Below are 20,333 nucleotides of genomic sequence, written 5' to 3' on the forward strand. Positions count from 1 at the left end.
AGACGCGTCCTTCATCCATCGGTGCCCCGGACCACCCGGGCCCGGCGCGGCCGCGCCGGTCAGGAGACCGGACGGGCGTGTTCCAACTTGATCGGAGCGTGCAGCGCCGAAACCTCGGCAACCTCACGCTCCCCAAACGTCACGTTACCGCCGACACCCCGGACCGACGCCACCACCCCACCAGGAATGTTCAACGCCGTACGCATCGTCGCCGGATCACCGATCACCGTGATCGTGTACGGCCCCGTCAACCGACGCCCCTCCACCACCAACGACCCGTTGTCCCCATCGAGAAAGTACGTCGACGCGATGATCCGCACCGTCACCCGGTCACCACCGGCGATCTGCATCGCCTCCGCGCCCGCACCCCGCAACTCCTGCACCGCGTCCAACACCCGGGTCGCCGTGATCGGCTTGACACCCGCATCGAACTGCACCGTCAACCCCGGCCCCACCGCCGGCAACGTACCCGCCAGAATGCCCAACTCGTTCGCCCGCCGCGTCGCCTCGTCCAACGCCGCCTGACGACCCTGCTCACCCGAGCGCAACTGCCGCTGACTGTCCTCCAGAGCACGAATATCCTGCTGAAGCCGACTCTCCCGCGCATCCAGATCCGACAGAATCCGCACCAGGTCCTCCTGGCGCGTCGCCCCCAACGTCGGATCCGTCGACGTCGTCTTCAACTGCACGACCAACGTGAAACCCAGCAACACCAACAACGCCACGATCATCACACCGGCCGTACTCCACCGGAACCGACCCGCCGCCACCGGCGGCACCGCCACCGACTCCCCGGCCGGCTCACCCAACCCGTCCGACGCCGCCACCGGCTCCTCCGACCGCGACACCGCGTTCAGGTCCACCGTCGCGCCGTCGTCGACCCGCTCCACCCCGGGCTCCTCGTCCGGCCGCTCCTGCGGCCGGGCCGGCTCCTGCGGGGCCAACGGGCTCAGCTCATCCGGATCAGGCGCGTCCGGACGAGGATCCGGCTCACCCGCCGGCCCACCCGGCCGCGTCGGCCCACCCGGCTGCGGCCACCCGGTCCCCGTGTCGCTCTGCTCATCACTCATCGCTGTCAAACCTACGCCCGGAACAGGTGCCGACGGATCGCCGCCACGTTGCCGAAGATGCGGACACCCAACACGACGACCACGCCCGTGGACAACTGCCCGCCCACCCCGAGCTGGTCACCCAGATACACGATCAGACCAGCCACCAGCACGTTCGAAATGAACGACACCACGAACTGCTTGTCGTCGAAGATGCGGTCCAACCGGGCCCGCACCCCACCGAACACCGCGTCCAACGCGGCCACCACCGCGATCGGCAGGTACGGCTGCAACGCCGCCGGCACCGTGGGATCAAGCCACACACCCAGCACCACACCGGCAAGCAACGCCAGCACCGCGATCATCGGCCACCTCCGGAGGGGCTAACGGTCGTCGTCGGACCGGACGACCCAGGACTGCCGGACCGGACACCCGACGCGGAAGGGCTCGGACTGGCCGACGGCTTCGCGTAGCGTAGCTGCGGCTCCGGAGCCGCCGGCAGGGTGAGGTCATCGGCCTCCCGCACACCGAACGACAACCCGGTCTTCTGCGCGACCTCCCGCATCACGTCCGCGTTGCGGCTGTCCTCGAACCTGCGCCGCATCGAACCCGGCCCGACCGCCGACACCTCGTACGGCCCCATCACCGGCCGGAAATCCACAAGGATCGCATCACCCGCCGTACGGATCGTCGACGTCGAGGTCAACCGCTGCCCGTTGATGGCGATCGCCTCCGCACCGGCACTCCACAACGCGTTCGCCACACCCTGCAGGTCGCTGTACAACACCCGCGACGGCCCCGCACCAGCCCCCGTCACCGCGTCGGCGTTACCCGGCCCGTCCGCCAACCGCACCACCACGCCGTCGCCGCGCACCCGCCCCAGCCCGGTGCTCGCCTCCAGGTCCCGCAGCCGTGCCGCCGCCGTGCCGCTCAACGCCGCGTCCCGCTGCCGACTGACCTCCTCGCGCAGCTGGTCCGCGCGCGTGGACAACCGGTCGGTCGTGCCCTCGCGCTCCTTGATCTGCGCCACCAGACCGGCACGAGCCTGGGCCCGCCCCGGCTCGTCCGCCATCGTCTGCCGGTACGCGACCGCGAACAGGAAACCGAGCAGCACCACCACGACCAGACTGACCGACCGCGCCGGCCACGCCCGCCACCCCCGGGCCGACCCGGTGGACGCCGAGCGCCGACGGGCCGCCGCCGCATCCGCGTAACCCGGATCGAGCGGGTTGCGGAACAACTCGGTGAGGAAATCCGGGGCGTACACCCGGTCCGGGCGGGGTTTGCCCGGCTGCGGCGCGCTCATGCCGCCGCTCCCGGGCCGCGCGCCGCGCGCACCAGCCGCGCCGCCTGCACCACGTACATCCCGCCGGCCACCCAGTAGAGCACCAGCCCCCACCACGCCAACGCCCAACCGATCGCGGCCGTCGCCGTGGCCGCCGCGCTCCACTCGCTGGCCAACAGCAGCACCGGGAACGCCGCCAGCAGCAGGAACGTGGCGGTCTTACCCACGTAGTGCACCGGCGGCGGCCCGTACCCGTAGCGGCGCAGCACCGCCAGCGAGCCGAGCAGCAGCAGCTCGCGGGCCAGCAGCGCCGCGGTGAACTGCCACGGCACCACCTCCCGCACGGTGAAGGCGACGAGGGTGGCGAGGATGTAGAGCCGGTCGGCGAACGGGTCGAGCAACTCCCCGAGTCGACTCACCTGGTGCAGGCGGCGGGCGATCCAGCCGTCGACCCAGTCCGTGGTGCCGCCGATGGCCAGGACGACGATCGCCGCCACGTCGGCTTGCTCGACCAGGAACAGGTAGAGGAAGAGGGGCACGCCCAGCAGCCGTACGAAGCTGATCAGGTTGGGCAGGGTGAGCACCTGGTTGCCGGGGGCCTCGTCACCGGTGTCCCGCGGTTGCTCTGCCCGAGCCGGACGCGACACCGATCCTCCTCCACGGCAAGGACCCTCGGCCGACGTCGGGCGCGGCGGAGGGTCGTACGCGCTGTCGGGCCGGCCCGCGCCGGCTCCCCCTGCGGCCCCGGGTGGGGCCTGTTCCCTGATCCGGCCCGCGATCTCGAAGATCACGGGCCGGGTAAGTGCGCTGTCACTATATCGGGCCTGTCTCCGCTTGCCCGGCGCCGTCACCGCGCGTTCGGTGCGACTGTGTCGCACTGTGGTGTGGATCACCACGTGTAGAGCGTCCTAGGATACTAGTGGAAGCGGGGGTTCAGGCCGTCTGTGCCGCCGGATCGGTCTGCTGCTCGGGCACCGAGTGGGTCGCCGCCCGGCCGAACGCGACCAACGCCAGCCACAGATCGTGCTGCGTCCTGCCCGGCATCCGATCCAGCACCGACTGCACCGCACGCCGGCGCCGCTCGGCCAGGTCCCCCAGCAACGCCAGCGCCGCGGGCGTGGGCACCAACCGCACCTCACGCCGGTCGCGGGGATCGGCCACCCGCCGCAACAGCCCGGTCGCCTCCAACCGGTCACAGAGGCGGCTCGCCGACGACGGCACCACGTCGAGCAGCTCCGCCAACCCGTTGACATTGGTCTCCGAGCGGCTGCTGATCAACGTCAACACCCGCAACTGCGTGGGCGGCACCTGATGCCCCGACGCGGACGAGTCGAGCACGGCGATCAACGTCCCGGCAGCCGCGGCGATCGCCGCGGCGAGATCTTCAGGACGCTCCACCCGCTGTCCCCTGCCGTCGTCGCGCTGGTGCCCACCAGACGAGGCGGCGACCCTCACCCGCTGCCCCGCTCACGCGGACCGTGCCAGTCCAGACACACCACGACGGCGTCGTCGCGCAGATCGGAGTCCGCGTGGTAGGCGTGCAGTTCGCGCATCACCGTACCAACCGCCTCGGCCGCCGGCTGCAACCGCGTGGCGCGCAGCGAGCGAGCCATCGCCCGATCCCCGTACGGCTCCTGACCCGGCGGCTCGGCGGCCCACACACCGTCACTGACCACGAAGAGCCGGTCACCCGGCTCGAGGTGCAACTCCTGCACCTCGTAGCGGGTCTCCGCGAACATCCCCAGCGGCAACTGCTGATCCAGCTTCATCGGCTCCACCGTGGCCCCACGCATCCGCAGCAGGTGCGGGGAGCCCGCGTCGACCGCACAGACCCGGCCGGTGCGGGTGTCGACGTCGAGCAGCAGGGTCGCCACGTACCGGCGGCCCCGGTGCTGATAGAAGACCGTGTCCGAGGCGAGCTCGGCCTGCTCCACCAGGCCGCCACCGGAGCGCCGGGCGTTGCGCATCGCGTTGACCGTGACGGCGGTCAGCATCGACGCGGCCAGCCCACTGCCCTCGCCGTTGAGCACCGTCACGGTGAGACGGTCGCCGTCCAGCGACCAGTCGAAGTGGTCCCCGCCCACGGTGTACGCCGGCTCCAGTTGCCCGGCCAACGCGAACGCGTGGTGCGCCACGCTGCGACCGGGCAGCAGATCCCACTGCATCTCGGCGGCCATCGTCAGTCGCTCACGGCGACGGGCCCGCCGGTACCTGTCGGTCCCCCGGTCCGCCGCGCGCATCGCCACCGCCAGGGCGGCGGCGATGTCGGTCGCGTGGCCGGTGACCGTCGGATTCGGTACGGCCGGCAGTTCGATCAACAGCACACCCAGCCGCTCCCCCCACAGCGTCAACGGCAGGTAGAGCCGACAGGGGCCGTCGCCGGCGGCGTCGCGTACCGGTTGCTGGCTGCTGAAGCACCGCTGCGCCACGGTGTGGCGGGAGAGGAACCCGGCCGCCGCCAGGTCCGGGTCCAGCACCGGCCAGAGTCCGCTGATCCGATAGTCGGCGACGAAGACGTCGGTGCGCAGCGCGCCCAGCGTCGAGCGGATCGCCTGGTCCGCCGCCTCGGCCAACTGGTCGGGCGGGGCCTCGCGCAGCGCGCGCGACACCACGTCCGGCGGGTCCACCATTGTCGTCCTCTCCAGAAGCTTGCTACAGGGCAAGCATCATACGGACGCCCCCGCACAGCGAACGGCTGCGGTCAGTCAGTCGTCACCACGGGTCGCGAGCACGCCGTGGAACGCGTCGGGCACCTGCGCGGGCGGACCCACCGGCCGCCACCGCGCGACCGGCACGATCCCGTCCGCCGTCGGCGTCCAACGGCCCAGCAGCGGCGCGAACGCCGCCGGTGGGCGCATCCGGAACTGTGGCCCCATCATCGCCAGCGCCTGCGGGTGACCCGCCAGCTCCTCGGTGTCGAAGTCAACCACGAGCAGGCTGCCCGGCGCCGCGGCGGCGTACAACTCGTCGAGCGTGTGGGTCAGCGTGGCATCGTCGAGGAACGCCGCGAGCCCGAGAAAGACCACCCCGACCGGCCGGCGGCCCCAGCCCGGCACGAAACGGTGCATCTGCGCCGGGTCGACCGTGCCGACGTCGGTGGCGTCACCGAAGCCGTACCCGGCCCGGCCACTGCCGGCGAGGATGCTCTGCCCCAGCCGGATGGTCACCGGGTCGACGTCGGTGTAGAGCACCGTCGCGTCTTCGGCGACCTCGTGCACGTTGCCCATCGTGGGCACCCCGGCGCCGAACACCAGGAAACCATCCACACCCTGGGCGACCATGGCCCGCACCGCCCGGCCCAGGAACGCCCGCAACTCCCGGAACACCGGCGCACACGGCCCGTACGCCTGCTCGAACGCACTCGCCGCGGCCACGTCGACCGGGAAGTGGTGCTCCCCGCCGAGCCAAAAGTCGATCATGCGGCCGGTGCTCGGCTGGTCCGGTTCACCCATCGACAATCCTCCCTCCGGACCGATCGTCGCCAGCGTACCGACCTCGACGCGCTCAGCGGTATCACGGCGCGGGGGCGGTCCAGCCCGCGATACTGACCCCGAGCGGGAGGTGGGCGGTGAACTCGGCGAACAGCGCGGCGGTCGTGGTCGGCGTGGACGGCTCACCGCCGGCCCTGCGCGCCGTACGCCTCGCCGCCACCGAGGCAGCGCGCCGGCACCGGCCACTGCGGGTCGTGCACGGGTTCATCTGGCCGCTGCTGCACGTGCCCGCCGCCCCCGCCCCGGGCGCGCCGCCCGGCGGTGGCCTGCGCCACCGGGCCGAGGACCTGGTCCAGGCCGCGGTGGCCGAGGCCGAGGCGACCGTACCCGGGCTGTCGATCTCCGGCGAGATCATCGACGGTGAGGCCGCCGCGGTGCTGGTGGGTGAGTCCCCCACCGCCGCGCTCATCGTGCTCGGTGACCGTGGGCTGGGTGGTTTCTCGGCGCTGCTGGTCGGCTCGGTCGCGGTACAGGTCGCCGCGTACGCCGACTGCCCGGTGCTGGTGGCCCGCGGCGCGCAACGACCCGACGAGCCGGTGCTGGTCGCGGTGGACGGCTCGCCGGCCTCCCGGCTGGCGGCCGACTTCGCGGCCGAGACCGCCGTGTCGCGCGGCGTGCCGCTGCTGGCGGTGCACGCCTACCAGCACCCCGGCAGCAGCGGCCCCGGCGACATGCAACCCCTGGTGTACGACGAGGCGACGCTGCGCGGCGAGCAGGAACGGATGCTCGCCGAGTGGCTGACCGGCCTGACCGAGCACCACCGGGAGCTGCGGTTGACCTGCCGGGCGGTCCACGGCCGCACCGGCGCCGTGCTGGCCGAGGCGTCCCGCTCCGCGCAACTGGCGGTGGTGGGCGGGCAGGGGCGCGGCGAGGTGACCGGGTTGCTGCTGGGGTCGGTGAGCCAGTCGATGCTGCACCACGCCCGGTGCCCGGTCGCCGTGGTCCACGCCCCCCGCTAGGACCGAGGTTCAGCGGCCGCCAGACGGGTAGACGGCCGCGGTACGCCGACGGCGACGAGGGCGACAGCGGATGCCCAGACCGACGAAGGAGGCACCACATGCCAGGACCACGGCCGGGCAGTAACGCCTACGACAAGCAGCGGGCGCGGTTGCGCAACGCGATCGACGACTCCGGACGTCGGGTGCCCGACGGCAAGGCCAACCAGGTCGCCAACCGGATCCTCCAGGAGGACCGTGGCCAGCGGGGCGTGGTCCGCGGCGACCGCGCGTACGGCCCCAAGAGCGAGCGCGAACCGGGCGACCCGAAGTGAGGAAGGTCGACCTTGCCGACGGTGCCATCGCTGGCGCCGTCGGCAGCACCGCGCTGAACGTGGTCAGCTTCCTCGACATGGCCCTGCGGGGACGGCCGGAGAGCGACGTCCCACAGGAGACCGTCGACCGGCTGGCCGGGATCGCGCACGTCAGCCTGGGGTCCGACGGCCGGGCGGCGAACCGCCGCTCGGGCCTGGGACCCCTGATCGGCTACGGGCTCGGCATCGCCGCGGGCGTCGCGTTCGCGCTCTACGCCGGTGGTCGGCGGCAACCGCTGCCGGTGGCCACCGGTCTGCTCGGCGCGGGCGTGATGACGATGACCGACGGGTCGATCACCGTGCTCGGGATCAGCGACCCGCGTACCTGGCGGCGCTCCGACTGGATCTCCGACATCATCCCGCACCTCGCGTACGGGCTGACGGCCGCCGCGACCTGGAACAGGTTGCGGCGGCCGTCAGGCTAGGGGCCGTTACCGGGTGTCGCTGTCGTCCTCGGCCACTGGTTCACCGGCCGGGCCGTACGGCGACACCTGCCCCTTGGGCACCGGCCGACCCTCGTCACCGCGCGACGAGCCACGGTTGAGCGGGTGCCCGGTCGGCGTCGGTCCCTTGCTGTCCTGGCTGGTGGCGCCCTTGGCGTTGCGCCGGAACTCCTCCTGCTGCGGGTTGACCACAGGTGTCTCCCTCCGGATACGGCGGACGGCATCGACCGCCTCCACCGTCGGCATACCCGTCCGCTCCGGTGGCATTCCGACAGCGCTCGCCGGCGCGACGGCTAGCGGGCCACGCAGTGGGTACCCCTGCGGTGTGGGCAACGATCGAACAGTGGTGCGGGTCCTGCTGGACCGGCGTGGCCGCACCTACGCGGAGGAGGCCGGCATCCAGCTCGCCGACCGCCCCCGTCCGCTCTACCAACTGCTGGTGCTGACCACCCTGCTGAGCACCCGGATCCGGGCGTGCGTGGCGGTGGACGCCGCGCGGGAGCTGTTCGCCGCGGGCTACCGCACGCCACAGGCGATGGAGGCGGCCAGCTGGCAGGACCGCGTCGACGCGCTGGGCCGGGGACACTACCGCCGCTACGACGAGCGGACCGCCACCATGCTCGGCACCGGCGCCCGGTTGTGCCTGGACCGCTGGCACGGTGACCTGCGCCGACTACACCGCGAGGCCCAGGGTGACCCGGCCGGGCTGCGTCGACGCCTCACCGAGTTCCCCGGCATCGGCCCCACCGGCGCCGACATCTACCTGCGCGAAGCGCAGACGGTCTGGTCGGACCTGCGCCCGTACGCCGACCGCCGGGCCCTGGCCGGGGCGAAGCGACTGGGTCTGCCGGGCTCCCCGGACGGACTGGCCGGCCTGGTCGACGAACCGGACTTCGGTCGGCTCGCCTCGGCGCTGGTGCGGGTGGCGCTCGGCGAGGAGTCCGCCGGCGAGGTCACCCGGGTCGCCGCCCGCTGAGACCGCTCACTTCACCGTCTTGTCCCCCGGCCGGGTCAGGTGCCACACCAGCAACGCGGCGAGCAACGCCAGGACCACCACCCCGCCGGAGATCCCACGGCCCTCCTCGGGGCTGCGGCCGGCGCTGCCGAAGTAGATCACCGCGAGGCCGGCCAGCACGGTGACGAACGTACGCAAACCTCGGTCCTTCACGAATCGCACCGTAGGCGGGCCGCCTTCCCGGCGGGGGTCTTCGACGCCGGTGTCCCCCATCCGGGCGACCCGGTCACCCCTCGGCCGTGAACCCACGCAACCGCACCCGCCGCACCGCCCGGTCGGCGACCTCCACCACCTCCAGGGTCAGCCCGGGTAGCCGTACCGTCTCCCCCGGCTGGTCAGGCAGGTGCCGCAGCCGGGCCAGCACCAACCCGGCCACCGTGGTGTAGTCCCGGGACAACGGGAAGCGCAGCCGCACCCCCAGGTCGGGCAGGTCGTGCAGCGGGAAGTCACCGGGCACCAGCAGGGCGCCGTCCTCTTCCCGGATCACCCCGTGCACGTCCCGGTCGGTCTCGTCGTACAGCTCGCCGACCACCTCGGCCAGCAGATCCTCCATGGTGACCAGGCCGTCGATGCCGCCGTGCTCGTCGACCGCCAGGGCCAGTTGCTGATGCTCCTGACGGAGTTGGCGCAACGCGTCGGCGACCGGCAGGGTCACCGGCAGCAGCACCGGCGCGCGCACCCGCTCCCCCACCGACGCGGTGCCGGCCTGCACCAGGTCGCGGATGTGCACCACCCCGAGCAGCTCGTCCAGACCGCCGGGACCGGTGACCGGAGCACGGGACCGGCCGGCGGCGGCGAGCCGGCGTACCCCCTCGTCGGCGGTCAGGCTGCCCGGCAGTGTCATCACCTCCCGGCGGGCCACCAGGATCTCCCGCAACGTCCGGCCGGCGATGTCGAACGCGCCGGTCAGGATCTCCCGCTGCTGGGCCGACAGGCCGCGCTGGCTGGCCAGCATCTCGCGCAGCTCCTCCTCGGTCATCTCCGCGCGGTTGGCCCGCGGGTCACCGCCGGCCAGCCGTACCACCGTGTCGGTGGCCCGGCTGAGCAGCCACACCGCCGGCCGGGACGCCCGGGCGAGCAGGTCCAGCGGGCCGGCGCTGAGCAACGCCCAACGCTCCGCCCGCTGCATCGCCAGTCGTTTGGGCGCCAACTCGCCGAGCACCAGCGTGACGAACGTCAGCAGCACGGTCACCAGCAGCACCGCGGCGGGGCGGGCCGCGCCACCGAGGAAGCCCAACGGACCGACAAGCGGCTCGGACAGCGACACCGCGGCCGCCGCCGAGGCGAGGAAACCGGCGAGGGTGATGCCGAGCTGGACGGTGGCCAGGTAGCGGTTGGGGTCGCTGGACAACCGCACCAACCGGTTCCCAGCGCGTGACCGTCGCCCCAACCGCCGCAACTGCCCCTCGCGCAGCGTCACCAACGCCATCTCGCTGCCGGAGAGCGCGGCGTTGACCAGCACCAGTACGGCCACCAGCGCCACCTGCACGAGCTGACCACCCATCGCGTACCCCCCGTCCGCCGCCTCAGGTCACTCAACCGCAGCGCAGCCGGTCCCGGGTCCGGTTTGCGCCCGCGCCACCGCTCAGTCGACCTCCAGGTCGTCAAGCGAGATGGCGTGGGTCATCAACCAGCGGGCCAACGCCGACATACCGAACAGCCACAGCGGCGCCGATTCGGTGGGGCCGCTGGTGGCGTAGATGGCGAACCGCAGATCGGGCGCGCGGTACGCCTCGATCCGCCACCGGTGCTGCCGGTCCCGCCAGACCGCCGAAGGGTCCATGGCGTCACCGTAGGTGACCGCCACCGACCTGGGGGCGGTTAGCCCGGCACCACCGTCGTGCCGAGCAGCCGGCGGGCGTTGAACACCAGAATGGCGATGCCGATCCCGGCGAGGATCAGCCAGCCGAGGCCACGCCAGCCCGAGCCACGGTCGGCGGCCGGTGCCGCCGGCGGTCTCCACGCCTCCCGGTACGACCAGGCCAGCAGTCCCAGCCCGAACGGCAGCAGCCCGATCCAGAACCAGAACCACCGGGTGCCGGCCAGCGGCGGCGCGCCACCGATCAGCCGGCCCAGCCACAGCACGGTCAACACGCCGGCGAGCACGGCGGCGGCGTCGGTGATCCGGTGCGCGGCGGCGCCCACGCCGTACCACGGATCGGCGACGGCAGTAAGCCGGGCGTCCCACCCCGCGTTCGCCGACGGGTCCGCCTCGGCGACGGACGACTCCGGGGCGGGCGGGTCGACGTGCGCGTACCGGGTTTGGCCGTTCGGCACGGTCCAGGCGAGCAACCAGCCGTTCGTCGCGTACTGCAACCGGGGCCGGCTGCCCCAGTACGCGTCGTCGTCGGCCCAGCCGTACGCCCGTTGGAAGGTCACCACCCGGCCGGCCGTGAGATCCCGGTCGAGCTGGGCCTGCGTCGACTCGCGCGGCTCCACCCACCAGGCCAGGGATGCCCACAGCACCCACAGCACCCACAGCACCGGCAGCCCCCAGCGCAGCGCCACCGGGAGAACCTCGCGCCACCGGCCACCGGCGGGCCGCGACCGGGCCGGGATCAGCTCGACCATCGCTGTACCGTCGCACGCCGCGATGGTCCTGTCAGCCCCGGACGGCGCAGGCGGCCACGGTACCGACGGCCGCCGGCGACACGACGGCCCCCACCGCTTCGGCCTCGACTTGTCCGACCTGGACTCCGCGCCGGGGCGGGGCGGCGCGGGGTTCAGCTGACGACGATCCGCGCGTCGTCGGGTAGTCGCCGGGTCGCACCGCGACGGTCCAGCAGCTCGAGCAGCGGCACCGCCACCCGGCGGGTGGTGTCCAACGCCTGCCGGGCAGCGGAGAGCGTGAACGGCTGCGGCAGCCCCGCCAGCACCCGGACCGCGTCGTCGAGCGCGTCGGGCAGCAGCACCACGTTGTCGGCCAACCGCAGCAGGGCGCCGGCCCGCACCGCCGCGCCGATCTCCCGGGGACCCAGTCCCAGGTCGACGAGACGGTCCGCCTCGGGAGCACGGAACGGCCGGTCGCCGTACTCGTCGCGGACCCGCCGCACGGCTCGGGCCACCGGTGCGGGCAACGCGTCGACGTCCGCCGCGCCGACGCGCCCGGCGTGGATCCGCAGCGGCGGCCGGACCAGCGCCTCGACCAGCACCCGGTCCGGCAGGCCGAGGCGCTGGCGCAGCGCGTCCACCGGCATCCCGGGCTCCAACGGCTGTTCGCGCGCGTGGCGGGCGACCTCCTCGGTCACCCGGTCGCCGAGCCACCGCCAGTGCTCGGGGTCGGCCAACCAGTCACCGGCCACCGGCGCGGCGTGCACCGGCACACCCATCCGGATCAACGCGCCGGCCCGGACCAGCCGGCGACGGCGCAGCTCACCGGCCAGATCGGGTCGACCGTCCAACTCGGCAAGTACCTGCGCACGGGCGACGGCGGCACCCCGGCGGGCCAGCGGTGGCGGCGCCACGTCCAGCACCCGCACCCCGCCGGTCACGTGGTGCCGGCCCGGGTCCCGCAACAGCGCCCGGTCGCCCACCAGCAGCGGCAACGGGCGAGCCAACCGCAGGCGTACGGTGTCCGGGCCGAGCGGTCGGACCCGTACCGGCACGGCCGCCGATCCGACGTGCAGGGTGAGGGTGGCCGGCAGGTCGGCGGCCGGGTCGCCGGTGAGCCGGACGTCCACGAGGTCGGTGTGCTGGAACCGGCCCGGGGTGAGCAGCGCGTCGCCGCGGCCGAGCCGGTCGCGGGGCGTACCGCGCAGGTTGACCGCCACCCGGGCCACCGCGGCGGCCTCCGGGCGGGCCTCGCCGAGCGAGTGCAGGCCACGGACCCGGACCGGCTCGTCGGCACCGGCCAGCTCCAGCACGTCGCCCACCCGCAGCCGACCGGCGCCGAGGGTGCCGGTGACGACGGTGCCGCTGCCCCGCACCGTGAAGCTGCGGTCGACCCAGAGCCGGACCGGGTCGTCGACGGTGGGCGCCGGCAGTCGGGCGGTGAGCCGGTCCAGGGCGGCCCGCAGCTCCGGCAGACCAGCGCCGGTGCGGCCGCTGACCGCCACCGCCTCCACCGCGCCGAGGCTCGTCGCGCCGATCTCGGCGCGGGCGCGGGCCATGGCCGGCCCCGGATCGGCCAGGTCCGCGCGGGTCACCGCCAGCAGGCCGTACCCGACGCCGAGCGCGTCCAGCGCGGCCAGGTGCTCGGCGGACTGCGGCATCCACCCCTCGTCGGCGGCGACCACGATCAGCGCCGCCGGCACCGGGCCGACACCGGCGAGCATGTTCGGCACGAACCGCTCGTGGCCGGGCACGTCGACGAAGGCGATGGTGGCGCCGGAGGGCAGCGTCGTCCAGGCGAAGCCCAGGTCGATGGTCATGCCCCGGCGGCGTTCCTCGGCCCACCGGTCGGGTTCCATCCCGGTCAGCGCCCGGACCAGTGTCGACTTGCCGTGGTCGACGTGTCCGGCGGTGGCGACGACGAACACGATCAGTCGTCCCCGGGTACGCGCAGCACGGCCGCGCGGACGGCGTCGTCGGCATCGGTCGGCACACACCGCAGGTCGAGCAGGAGCCGGCCCCGCACCACCCGGCCGAGCACCGGCTGCTCCCCGGTGCGCAGCGGCGCGGCGTAGCGCTCGGGCAGGCTCAGCGCCCACGAGTCCAACTCCACGCCGGGGGCGCCGCCGCCGCCGACCACCGCGACGGCCGGCACGACCTCCGCCTTACGGCCGTCCGCGCCGAGCCGGTCACGCAGCCGCTCCACCCGATCGCGTAGGGCGGCCGGGTCGGCGTGCAGGGCGGTGCGGGTGGGGGTGTCCGGTCGGTGCAGGGTGGCGGCCAGCGCGGCCAGGGTGAGCTTGTCCACCCGCAACGCCCGGGCCAGCGGGTGGCGGCGCAGCCGGTCGACCAGCGCGACGTCGCCGAGAAGCAACCCCGCCTGCGGGCCACCGAGCAGCTTGTCCCCGCTGGCGGTGACAAGTGCAGCGCCCGCGCGCAGCGTGTTGGCCGCGTCCGGTTCGTCGGGCAGCAACGGATCCGCGGTGAGCAGACCGGAGCCGATGTCGGCGACCACGGGCACGCCGAGGGTGGCCAGTTGGCGTACCGGGGTGGCCGAGGTGAAGCCGGTGACCTGGAAGTTCGACGGGTGCACCTTGAGCACGAAGCCGGTCTGCGGGCCGAGCGCCGCGGCGTAGTCCGCGAGGGTGGTGCGGTTGGTGGTGCCCACCTCCCGCAGTCGAGCGCCGGTGCTCTCCAACAGGTCGGGCAGGCGGAAACCGTCGCCGATCTCGACGAGTTCGCCGCGGCTGACCACGATCTCCCGGCCGGCGGCCAACGCGGTCGCGGCCAGCACCAGCGCGGCGGCGCCGTTGTTGACCACGTGCACGGCGCCCGCGTCGGGTACGGCGGCGGCCAGGGCGTCGAGCGCGTCGCGGCCACGGCGGGCCCGTCGGCCGGTACTCAGGTCCAACTCCACGTCGGTGTGCCCGGCGGCGGCCACCACCGCGGCGACCGCGGCGGGCGACAGGGGCGCCCGGCCCAGGTTGGTGTGCAGCACGACACCTGTCGCGTTGAGCACCGCCCGGGGGCCGGGCGCGGGCAACGCGGCGACCGCGGCGTCGCGTACCTCATCGGGGTTGATCTCGCCGCGGCGGGCCTGCTCCTGGGCGCGGACGACGACCGCCTTGACCTGGTCCCGGCCCAGCGTCGCGCTGGCCGCGGCCAGCAGCGGGTCGGCGAGCAGCGTGTCGGTGCGGGGCACCCGGCGTCGCGGGTCCACCGGCCCGTCGCCCATCGCGTCATCTCCTGCTGCGGTTTGGCGGAGACGGACGGGAATCGAACCCGCCTGGCCCGGGTCCCGGACCACTCCGGTTTTGAAGACCGGGAGGGGCACCAGCCGCCTGAACGCCTCCATCGGACATTCGATCACACCGCGGGCGGGGCCGCCCGATCAGATGGAAGATCCATGCCGGTTCGTCGGGCGTCGGCCCGCGCACGCTGCGGCACCACCGTGTACCGAGGGTCGCGGGCGGAGGCGACGCCACCGTAGAAGATGCCGAACCGGGTCGCCGCCGACGCGGCCAGCAGCGCGGCACCGGACAGCGCGCTGACCGCGCGGCTGCGCCGGCCGAGCAGCGCACCGGCGACCCCGCCGACCGTCAGCATCCGGCTGGCGCGCAGCAGCCGACCGGGGCGACCCTGCCGGTAGGGCTCGCTGAGCAGGCCGAGGCGGGTCTCCACCCGGTGCGCGCCGTACAGCTCCAGGGCCGCGCCGGCCACCGCCATCCGGCGGGCCGGACCCGCCTGCGCCGCCGGCGCGGCGAGCAGACCCACGCCGGCGCCGCTGGCCAGGGCGCTGCCCGCGAAGATCACCGGCAACTCGGGGTACGCCTCGTGCCACGACGGCACCGCCGTGTCGGCGAGCAGGACCCCGGTGTACGTGGCAAGCGCGGGCGCGGTCGCGGCGGCGAGCAGCCCGGCGGCGTGCCCGAGCGGCGGCAACGCCCGGCCGGCCAGCCCGAGCGGGCCGTGGCGGGGCAGCCGGCCAGCGACCTCGGCGATCGCGGCGACGCCCGCGGCCGGCCCGTACGCGGTGAGGATCCAGGTGCCCATCGACATCGGCGAGGTCGGCTTGGCCACCCGCAGCATGTGGTGGAACCGCGCCGGCCGGCCCAGGTCGCGGATCAGGAAGACGGCGCTGGCGCTGACGGCGGCCAGTGCGGTCACCCGACCGGCGCGACGCAGCGCCGGCCGCCCGGTGAGCTGCCCACCCGCGGCGAGCAGCGACGAGCCGGCCGCCAGGCCGCCGGTGAACAGGTACGCCGCGATGTCCCACTTCCAGACCGGCGCCTTCAGGATCGGCCGACCGTAGTACGAGGTGAACTCGGCCTCCGGCACCCGCAGTTCCTCGCCACCGCCGCGACGCCCACCCCCGCGACGCCCACCCCGCCGGCCGGGTTCGGCGCTGCGCCGCTGCTGTCCGACCGTCGAGCTGGTGCCGGTGCCGTTCGCGGCCGGCAGCTCGGGGCTCTCGCCGTGCGCGGCCGGAAGCCCGGTGCTGGCCGTCGGTCGGTCCCGACCGTCGGCGGCCAACCGGTCCCGGAAGCGGCGGAAGCGGTCACCCACCTCGGGGCGGTGGGCGTTCACGAGGAACCTCCGACGAACGCGGCGACGGTCGCCGCCGCCATGGCGAGGGCGGCGAGCCCGGCGCGTTTCCACATGGCCGGCAGGTCACGGGTCGTCACCACCGGGTCCGGTGGCAACCCGTACACCTCGGGCTCGTCCAACAGCAGGAAGAACGCCCCGTCACCACCCACACCGTCATTCGGATCATCCCCGTACAGACGGGCCTCCGGCACCCCCCGCCCCCGCAACGTCGCCACCCGCGTGGCCGCCCGCTCCCGCAACTCCTCCAGGGGCCCGTACTGGATCGACTCCGTCGGACACGCCTGCGCACACGCCGGCGTCATCCCCGCACCCAACCGGTCATAACACAGCGTGCACTTCCACGCCCGACCGTCATCCTTACGCTGATCGATCACCCCGTACGGACACGCCGAAATGCAGTACCCACACCCATTGCAGATGTCCTCCTGCACCACCACCGACCCGAACTCCGTCCGGAACAACGAACCCGTCGGACACACATCCAAACAAGCCGCATGCGTGCAGTGCTTACAAACGTCCGACATCATCAACCACCGGAAATCGGTACGCTCCTCAACGCCCGTCCCCCGCCCCGGCGGCTGCGCCCCCGGCATCCCCAGGAACTGCGGACCCGCGCCACCCCCGCCCGCGGCGCCCTGGCCCGCGGCGGTCGGACCGGCGGCGGTCGGACCGGCGGCGGTCGGACCGGCGGCGGTGGGACCGGCGGCGAGCGGGGCGCCGAGCACATCCGCCGGCCCGCCTCCGGCCATCCGCGCGGCGGCGGACGGCGAGCCGGTCGGCACCCCCGGGTCCGTGCCGGTGCCCTGGCTGGTGCCAGCCGCCACGGCCGCCGACGCCGCGCTGACCGAACCGCCGGTCGGCATGCCCGCGAACGGCGGGGCGCGGTGCCCGGCCGGCCGGGGTTGCTCGATGAACGCGACGTGTCGCCACGAGTTCGCGGTCAGCGCGCCGGTGTTGTCGTACGACATGCCGAGCAGGTCCAGGCCGCTTCCCGGGACGCCGTTCCACTCCTTGCAGGCCACCTCGCAGGCCTTACAACCGATGCAGACGCTGGTGTCGGTGAAGAACCCCATCCGCGGCGGCGCGTTCTCGTAACCCGCCTCGGGTGCCGGATCCAACGGGCCGTACAGGCTGTTCGGGTCAGGAATCACCGCGCTCCCCCCCCGGGCTGTCGGTGGTCACCGTCGGGGCGTGCTGGCCGGGGGTGATCCCGGCGCGCCGCTGGTAGTCGGCCACCAGGTCGAGCAGCGCCGGCCCGGTGGGCCGCCGGCCCGGCCGGACATCGCAGGTGCCGACCTTGCTCTCCTGGATCAGGACGTTCGGATCCAGGCTGATGCCGAACAGGTCGTTCGCCGAGTCGCCGGTCACCAGACCCTCGAAACCGAAGTGGTACGGCAACCACACCTGGTGGATGATCCGACCGTCCACCCGCAGCGGAGTGAGCCGATCGGTCACCAGCACCTTCGCCTCGATCACCGCACGACCACTGACCAGGTGCGCCCACCCCAGGTGGGTCAGCCCCGCCTCGCTGGCCAACTCCGGTGACACCTCCACGAACATCTCCGGTTGCAACTCGGCAAGCGTCCGGACGGTCCGACTCATCCCACCGGCGGTGTGGTGCTCGGTGAGCCGGCTGACCGTGAACACGTACGGGAACACCTGACTGTGTTCCTGCGGTGGGCTCGGGTTCACCGAGTTCACCGGATGCGCGTACATCTTGCGGGTCGGGTTGGCCTGCTGCCGGTAGAGCGGGTTACGCACCGGCGACTCCACCGGCTCGTAGTGCGTGGGCAGCGGACCGTCCAGGACACCGCTGGGCGCGTACAGCCAACCCTTGCCGTCACCCTGCATCACGAACGGGTCGTCACCGGCGATGCCCTCCGTCCCGGACGCGCCGGCTGGCGGCCGGTACGACGGCGGTTTGGTCTTCTCGAAGTCCGGCACGTCGTAACCGGTCCACTCGCCCTTCTCCGCGTCCCACCACACGTAGCGTTTGCGCTCACTCCACGGGTTGCCATCCGGATCGGCCGAGGCACGGTTGTAGAGGATGCGCCGGTTCGCCGGCCACGCCCACCCCCACTCGGCGGCCACCCAGTCCTGCTCGTGTCGGGACTTACGCCGGGCCGCCTGGTTCACGCCGTCGGCGTACACCCCGGTGTAGATCCAGCAACCGATCGCGGTGGAACCGTCCGCGCGGGCCTCGGCGAAGCTGGACAGTGGGCGGCCGCTCGCCACGTCGTACCCGTTGATCTCGCGCAGCACCGCCTCGGCGCTCGGCTCCGCGTACGGACCGTGCGTGGGGTAGTCCCAGGTGAGGTCGAGCAGCGCCCGGTCGCGCGGCAGCTCCGAGTCGGCCAGCTTCTCCCGCAGCCTGCGACCCAGGTGGTAGAAGAACCACAGCTCCGAGCGGGCGTCACCCGGCGGCTCGACGGCCTTCTCCCGCCACTGCAACAGCCGCTGCGTCTGGGTGAACGTGCCCTCCTTCTCCACGTGCGAGGCGGCGGGCAGGAAGAACACCTCGGTGCGGCACTCCTCGGGCACGATCTCCCCGGTGGCGACCTCCGGGCCGTTCTGCCAGAACGTGGCGCTCTCGATCATGAACAGGTCCCGGACGACCAACCAGTCGAGGTTGGCCATGCCGAGGCGCTGCGCCCGGCCGTGCGCGGAGCCGACCGCCGGGTTCTGACCCAGCAGGAAGTACCCCTTGATCTTCCCGTCGATCATATTGAGCACCTGCTGGTAGGTGCCGTGATCACCGGTCAACCGGGGCAGGTACCCGTAACAGAAGTCGTTCTCCGGCGTCGCCGCGTCACCCCAGTACGCCTTGAGCAGACTGGCCGCGAACGACCGCGCGTTGCCCCAGAACCCCTTCTGGCCGGGGTGGCGGATGCTGTCCACCCACTCGTCGAAGCTCGGGTGCTCGGCGTGGTGCGGCATCGGCAGGTACCCGGGCAGCAGGTTGAACAGCGTCGGAATGTCCGTCGACCCCTGAATGCTGGCGTGCCCCCGCAGCGCCATCACACCGCCACCCGGACGACCCATGTTGCCGAGCAGCAGCTGGATGATCGCGCCCGTACGGATGTACTGCACACCCACGCTGTGCTGCGTCCACCCCACCGAATAGATCAGCATGCCGGTGCGGTCCCGACCGGAGTTACGCGTCCACGCCTGCGCCAACTCCAGGAACTGCTCCTGCGGGATCCCGCAGACCCGCTCCACCATCTCCGGGGTGTAGCGGGCGAAGTGCCGCTTGAGGATCTGGTAGACGCAGCGCGGATGCTGCAACGTCTCGTCGCGCTCGGTCTGCCCGCTCACCCGCGCGCCGTGCGACTCGTGCGTCAGCCCCGCGGCGCTGTCCCGCTCCTGGTCGGTGTGCCCACTGCCGGACGAACCCTCGTGCCCCGCGTACTGCCAGCTGTCCTGCACGTAGGCGCCGGTCTCCGGGTCGAACCCGGAGAAGAACCCGTCGCCGTCCTCGGTGTCGACGAACTGCTCACTGACGATCGTCGCCGCGTTGGTGTACGACAGCACGTACTCCCGGAAGTCCAACTCGTTGTCCAGGATGTAGCGCACCACCCCGCCGAGCAACGCGATGTCGGTGCCCGCCCGGATCGGCAGGTACGCGTCCGCGACCGCGCTGGTCCGAGTGAAGCGGGGGTCGACGTGGAAGACCTTCGCGCCTTTGCGCTTAGCCTCCATCACCCACTGGAAACCCACCGGGTGCGCCTCAGCCATGTTCGAACCCTGGATGACGATCACGTCAGCGTTGGCGATGTCCTGCTGGAAATCCGTCGCACCGCCACGACCGAAGCTGGCCCCCAGACCGGGGACGGTGGCGGAGTGTCAAATACGGGCCTGGTTCTCGATCTGGAGCGCCCCCATCGCGGTGAACAACTTCTTGATGAGGTAGTTCTCCTCGTTGTCCAGCGTCGCCCCACCCAGACTGGAGAAACCCAGCGTCCGGTTGAGCGGCCGGCCCTGCGTGTCGACGTCCTCCCAGGTCTGCTCACGGGCCGCGAGCATCCGGTCGGCAATCATGTCCAGCGCGGTGTCGAGGTCCAGGTCCTCCCACTGCGTCGAGTACGGACGGCGGTAACGAACCGTCGTCTGCCGCAGCGGGCTGGTCACCAGACTCTTACTGGCCGAGCCCTTCGGGCACAGCCGACCCCGCGAGATCGGGCTGTCCGGATCGCCCTCGATCTGACTGACCTGGCCGTCCTTGACGTACACCCGCTGACCACAACCGACAGCGCAGTACGGACAGACCGAACGGGCGACGCTGTCGGCGTCCTCGGTGCGGGCGGTCAACGCTGCGGAGCGAGCGGACTGCACCGCCGCGCCCCGACCGAGCGGGTCGGTGCCGGTGAGCTGCCGGTAGACCGGCCAACCCTCGATGAAGGTACGCAGACCCATGCCCCGACACCCCCTCCCACGCGAGCGACCCCATGAACATAGGCCAGCCGAGACATGTTCGCGAGCGGGGGCAGTCAGACAGCGCCGCCCCCGGCCTTGTGGACCGGGGGCGGCGCTGGTGTCGGTGTGCAGGTCGCCTCTCGGCGAGTGGCGCGACGCGGCTCCAGCCG

The 20,333-nt window shown here is 73.0% G+C and carries 21 protein-coding genes and 1 tRNA gene; 4 read left to right on the top strand and 18 right to left on the bottom strand.

Annotated features, from left to right (window positions below; all coding sequences use genetic code 11):
* Window positions 1-59 precede the first annotated feature (59 nt).
* From AB0C25_RS25965 to AB0C25_RS25995, 7 genes are all read right to left on the bottom strand, one after another.
* Window positions 60-1,070: a DUF881 domain-containing protein gene (locus tag AB0C25_RS25965; protein WP_357376820.1), complete on the bottom strand. Its 1,011-nt coding sequence runs from the start codon at window positions 1,068-1,070 to the stop codon at window positions 60-62.
* An 11-nt stretch (window positions 1,071-1,081) separates the two neighbouring features.
* Window positions 1,082-1,414, bottom strand: coding sequence for a small basic family protein (locus tag AB0C25_RS25970; protein WP_030327710.1), 333 nt, complete (start codon window positions 1,412-1,414; stop codon window positions 1,082-1,084).
* The gene (locus AB0C25_RS25975; RefSeq protein ID WP_357376821.1) at window positions 1,411-2,355 is read right to left on the bottom strand and encodes a DUF881 domain-containing protein; all 945 of its coding nucleotides are present in this window, start codon (window positions 2,353-2,355) and stop codon (window positions 1,411-1,413) included. Before AB0C25_RS25975 ends, AB0C25_RS25970 begins: the two co-directional genes overlap by 4 nt.
* The gene (locus AB0C25_RS25980) at window positions 2,352-2,981 is read right to left on the bottom strand and encodes a CDP-alcohol phosphatidyltransferase family protein (RefSeq protein WP_357376822.1); all 630 of its coding nucleotides are present in this window, start codon (window positions 2,979-2,981) and stop codon (window positions 2,352-2,354) included. Before AB0C25_RS25980 ends, AB0C25_RS25975 begins: the two co-directional genes overlap by 4 nt.
* Window positions 2,982-3,267: 286 nt before the next feature.
* Entirely contained in the window at window positions 3,268-3,732 is a 465-nt protein-coding gene (locus tag AB0C25_RS25985; protein WP_357376823.1) for a MarR family transcriptional regulator, read from the bottom strand.
* Window positions 3,733-3,785: 53 nt separating this feature from the next.
* Window positions 3,786-4,964, bottom strand: coding sequence for a PP2C family protein-serine/threonine phosphatase (locus AB0C25_RS25990; protein WP_357376824.1), 1,179 nt, complete (start codon window positions 4,962-4,964; stop codon window positions 3,786-3,788).
* Between the two features lie 75 nt (window positions 4,965-5,039).
* Window positions 5,040-5,786 carry an SAM-dependent methyltransferase gene (locus tag AB0C25_RS25995; RefSeq protein ID WP_357376825.1) on the bottom strand — a complete coding sequence of 249 codons (747 nt, stop codon included), beginning with the start codon at window positions 5,784-5,786 and terminating at the stop codon, window positions 5,040-5,042.
* Window positions 5,787-5,902: 116 nt separating this feature from the next.
* Here AB0C25_RS25995 and AB0C25_RS26000 point away from each other — a divergent pair, with 116 nt between their 5' ends.
* The 3 genes from AB0C25_RS26000 (at window position 5,903) to AB0C25_RS26010 (ending at window position 7,559) form a co-directional block, all read left to right on the top strand.
* Window positions 5,903-6,784 carry a universal stress protein gene (locus AB0C25_RS26000; protein ID WP_357376826.1) on the top strand — a complete coding sequence of 294 codons (882 nt, stop codon included), beginning with the start codon at window positions 5,903-5,905 and terminating at the stop codon, window positions 6,782-6,784.
* A 98-nt stretch (window positions 6,785-6,882) separates the two neighbouring features.
* A complete protein-coding gene (locus tag AB0C25_RS26005) occupies window positions 6,883-7,095 on the top strand; it encodes a hypothetical protein (protein WP_030327717.1) in 213 nt (70 codons plus the stop codon).
* Window positions 7,092-7,559, top strand: a complete 468-nt coding sequence (locus AB0C25_RS26010; RefSeq protein ID WP_357376827.1) for a hypothetical protein — start codon at window positions 7,092-7,094, stop codon at window positions 7,557-7,559. Before AB0C25_RS26005 ends, AB0C25_RS26010 begins: the two co-directional genes overlap by 4 nt.
* Window positions 7,560-7,565: 6 nt before the next feature.
* Here AB0C25_RS26010 and AB0C25_RS26015 read toward each other — a convergent pair whose 3' ends face one another.
* Window positions 7,566-7,769, bottom strand: coding sequence for a hypothetical protein (locus AB0C25_RS26015; protein ID WP_088948252.1), 204 nt, complete (start codon window positions 7,767-7,769; stop codon window positions 7,566-7,568).
* A gap of 133 nt (window positions 7,770-7,902) precedes the next feature.
* Between AB0C25_RS26015 and AB0C25_RS26020 the strand changes: the two genes are divergently transcribed.
* The gene (locus tag AB0C25_RS26020) at window positions 7,903-8,553 is read left to right on the top strand and encodes a hypothetical protein (protein ID WP_357376828.1); all 651 of its coding nucleotides are present in this window, start codon (window positions 7,903-7,905) and stop codon (window positions 8,551-8,553) included.
* A 6-nt stretch (window positions 8,554-8,559) separates the two neighbouring features.
* On the opposite strand, the gene AB0C25_RS26025 is transcribed toward AB0C25_RS26020, so the two are convergent.
* The 10 genes from AB0C25_RS26025 to fdh all read right to left on the bottom strand — a co-directional run bounded on the left by AB0C25_RS26025 (window position 8,560) and on the right by fdh (window position 20,163).
* Window positions 8,560-8,745: a hypothetical protein gene (locus tag AB0C25_RS26025; protein ID WP_036410487.1), complete on the bottom strand. Its 186-nt coding sequence runs from the start codon at window positions 8,743-8,745 to the stop codon at window positions 8,560-8,562.
* Window positions 8,746-8,818: 73 nt separating this feature from the next.
* Entirely contained in the window at window positions 8,819-10,096 is a 1,278-nt protein-coding gene (locus tag AB0C25_RS26030; protein ID WP_357376829.1) for a hemolysin family protein, read from the bottom strand.
* Between the two features lie 81 nt (window positions 10,097-10,177).
* Window positions 10,178-10,375, bottom strand: coding sequence for a hypothetical protein (locus AB0C25_RS26035; RefSeq protein WP_203176260.1), 198 nt, complete (start codon window positions 10,373-10,375; stop codon window positions 10,178-10,180).
* A 38-nt stretch (window positions 10,376-10,413) separates the two neighbouring features.
* Entirely contained in the window at window positions 10,414-11,163 is a 750-nt protein-coding gene (locus AB0C25_RS26040; RefSeq protein WP_357376830.1) for a hypothetical protein, read from the bottom strand.
* A 152-nt stretch (window positions 11,164-11,315) separates the two neighbouring features.
* The gene (gene selB / locus AB0C25_RS26045) at window positions 11,316-13,070 is read right to left on the bottom strand and encodes a selenocysteine-specific translation elongation factor (protein WP_357376831.1); all 1,755 of its coding nucleotides are present in this window, start codon (window positions 13,068-13,070) and stop codon (window positions 11,316-11,318) included.
* A gap of 2 nt (window positions 13,071-13,072) precedes the next feature.
* Entirely contained in the window at window positions 13,073-14,377 is a 1,305-nt protein-coding gene (selA, locus tag AB0C25_RS26050) for an L-seryl-tRNA(Sec) selenium transferase (protein WP_357376832.1), read from the bottom strand.
* A 22-nt stretch (window positions 14,378-14,399) separates the two neighbouring features.
* Window positions 14,400-14,495, bottom strand: a tRNA-Sec gene (locus AB0C25_RS26055).
* A gap of 13 nt (window positions 14,496-14,508) precedes the next feature.
* Window positions 14,509-15,729 (bottom strand): NrfD/PsrC family molybdoenzyme membrane anchor subunit, encoded by a 1,221-nt coding sequence (nrfD, locus tag AB0C25_RS26060; RefSeq protein WP_357376833.1) that lies wholly within the window; start codon window positions 15,727-15,729, stop codon window positions 14,509-14,511.
* Window positions 15,726-16,898, bottom strand: a complete 1,173-nt coding sequence (locus AB0C25_RS26065; RefSeq protein ID WP_357376847.1) for a 4Fe-4S dicluster domain-containing protein — start codon at window positions 16,896-16,898, stop codon at window positions 15,726-15,728. The genes nrfD and AB0C25_RS26065 overlap by 4 nt, the downstream gene beginning before the upstream one ends.
* Window positions 16,891-20,163, bottom strand: coding sequence for a formate dehydrogenase (fdh, locus tag AB0C25_RS26070; RefSeq protein WP_357376834.1), 3,273 nt, complete (start codon window positions 20,161-20,163; stop codon window positions 16,891-16,893). Before fdh ends, AB0C25_RS26065 begins: the two co-directional genes overlap by 8 nt.
* Between the last annotated feature and the right edge of the window lie 170 nt (window positions 20,164-20,333).

Origin of the sequence: Micromonospora sp. NPDC048839 (assembly GCF_040649915.1) — a bacterium.
Taxonomy (GTDB): Bacteria; Actinomycetota; Actinomycetes; order Mycobacteriales; family Micromonosporaceae; genus Micromonospora.

Bases quoted from the DNA above. Each gene is read 5' to 3' on its own strand.
- AB0C25_RS25995 (WP_357376825.1), bottom strand. From the start codon at position 5,786: ATGGGTGAACCGGACCAGCCGAGCACCGGCCGCATGATCGACTTTTGG.
- AB0C25_RS25965 (WP_357376820.1), bottom strand. From the start codon at position 1,070: ATGAGTGATGAGCAGAGCGACACGGGGACCGGGTGGCCGCAGCCGGGT.
- selA (WP_357376832.1), bottom strand. From the start codon at position 14,377: ATGGGCGACGGGCCGGTGGACCCGCGACGCCGGGTGCCCCGCACCGAC.
- AB0C25_RS25975 (WP_357376821.1), bottom strand. From the start codon at position 2,355: ATGAGCGCGCCGCAGCCGGGCAAACCCCGCCCGGACCGGGTGTACGCC.
- AB0C25_RS26030 (WP_357376829.1), bottom strand. From the start codon at position 10,096: ATGGGTGGTCAGCTCGTGCAGGTGGCGCTGGTGGCCGTACTGGTGCTG.
- AB0C25_RS26005 (WP_030327717.1), top strand. From the start codon at position 6,883: ATGCCAGGACCACGGCCGGGCAGTAACGCCTACGACAAGCAGCGGGCG.
- AB0C25_RS26040 (WP_357376830.1), bottom strand. From the start codon at position 11,163: ATGGTCGAGCTGATCCCGGCCCGGTCGCGGCCCGCCGGTGGCCGGTGG.
- AB0C25_RS25970 (WP_030327710.1), bottom strand. From the start codon at position 1,414: ATGATCGCGGTGCTGGCGTTGCTTGCCGGTGTGGTGCTGGGTGTGTGG.
- AB0C25_RS26035 (WP_203176260.1), bottom strand. From the start codon at position 10,375: ATGGACCCTTCGGCGGTCTGGCGGGACCGGCAGCACCGGTGGCGGATC.
- AB0C25_RS25990 (WP_357376824.1), bottom strand. From the start codon at position 4,964: ATGGTGGACCCGCCGGACGTGGTGTCGCGCGCGCTGCGCGAGGCCCCG.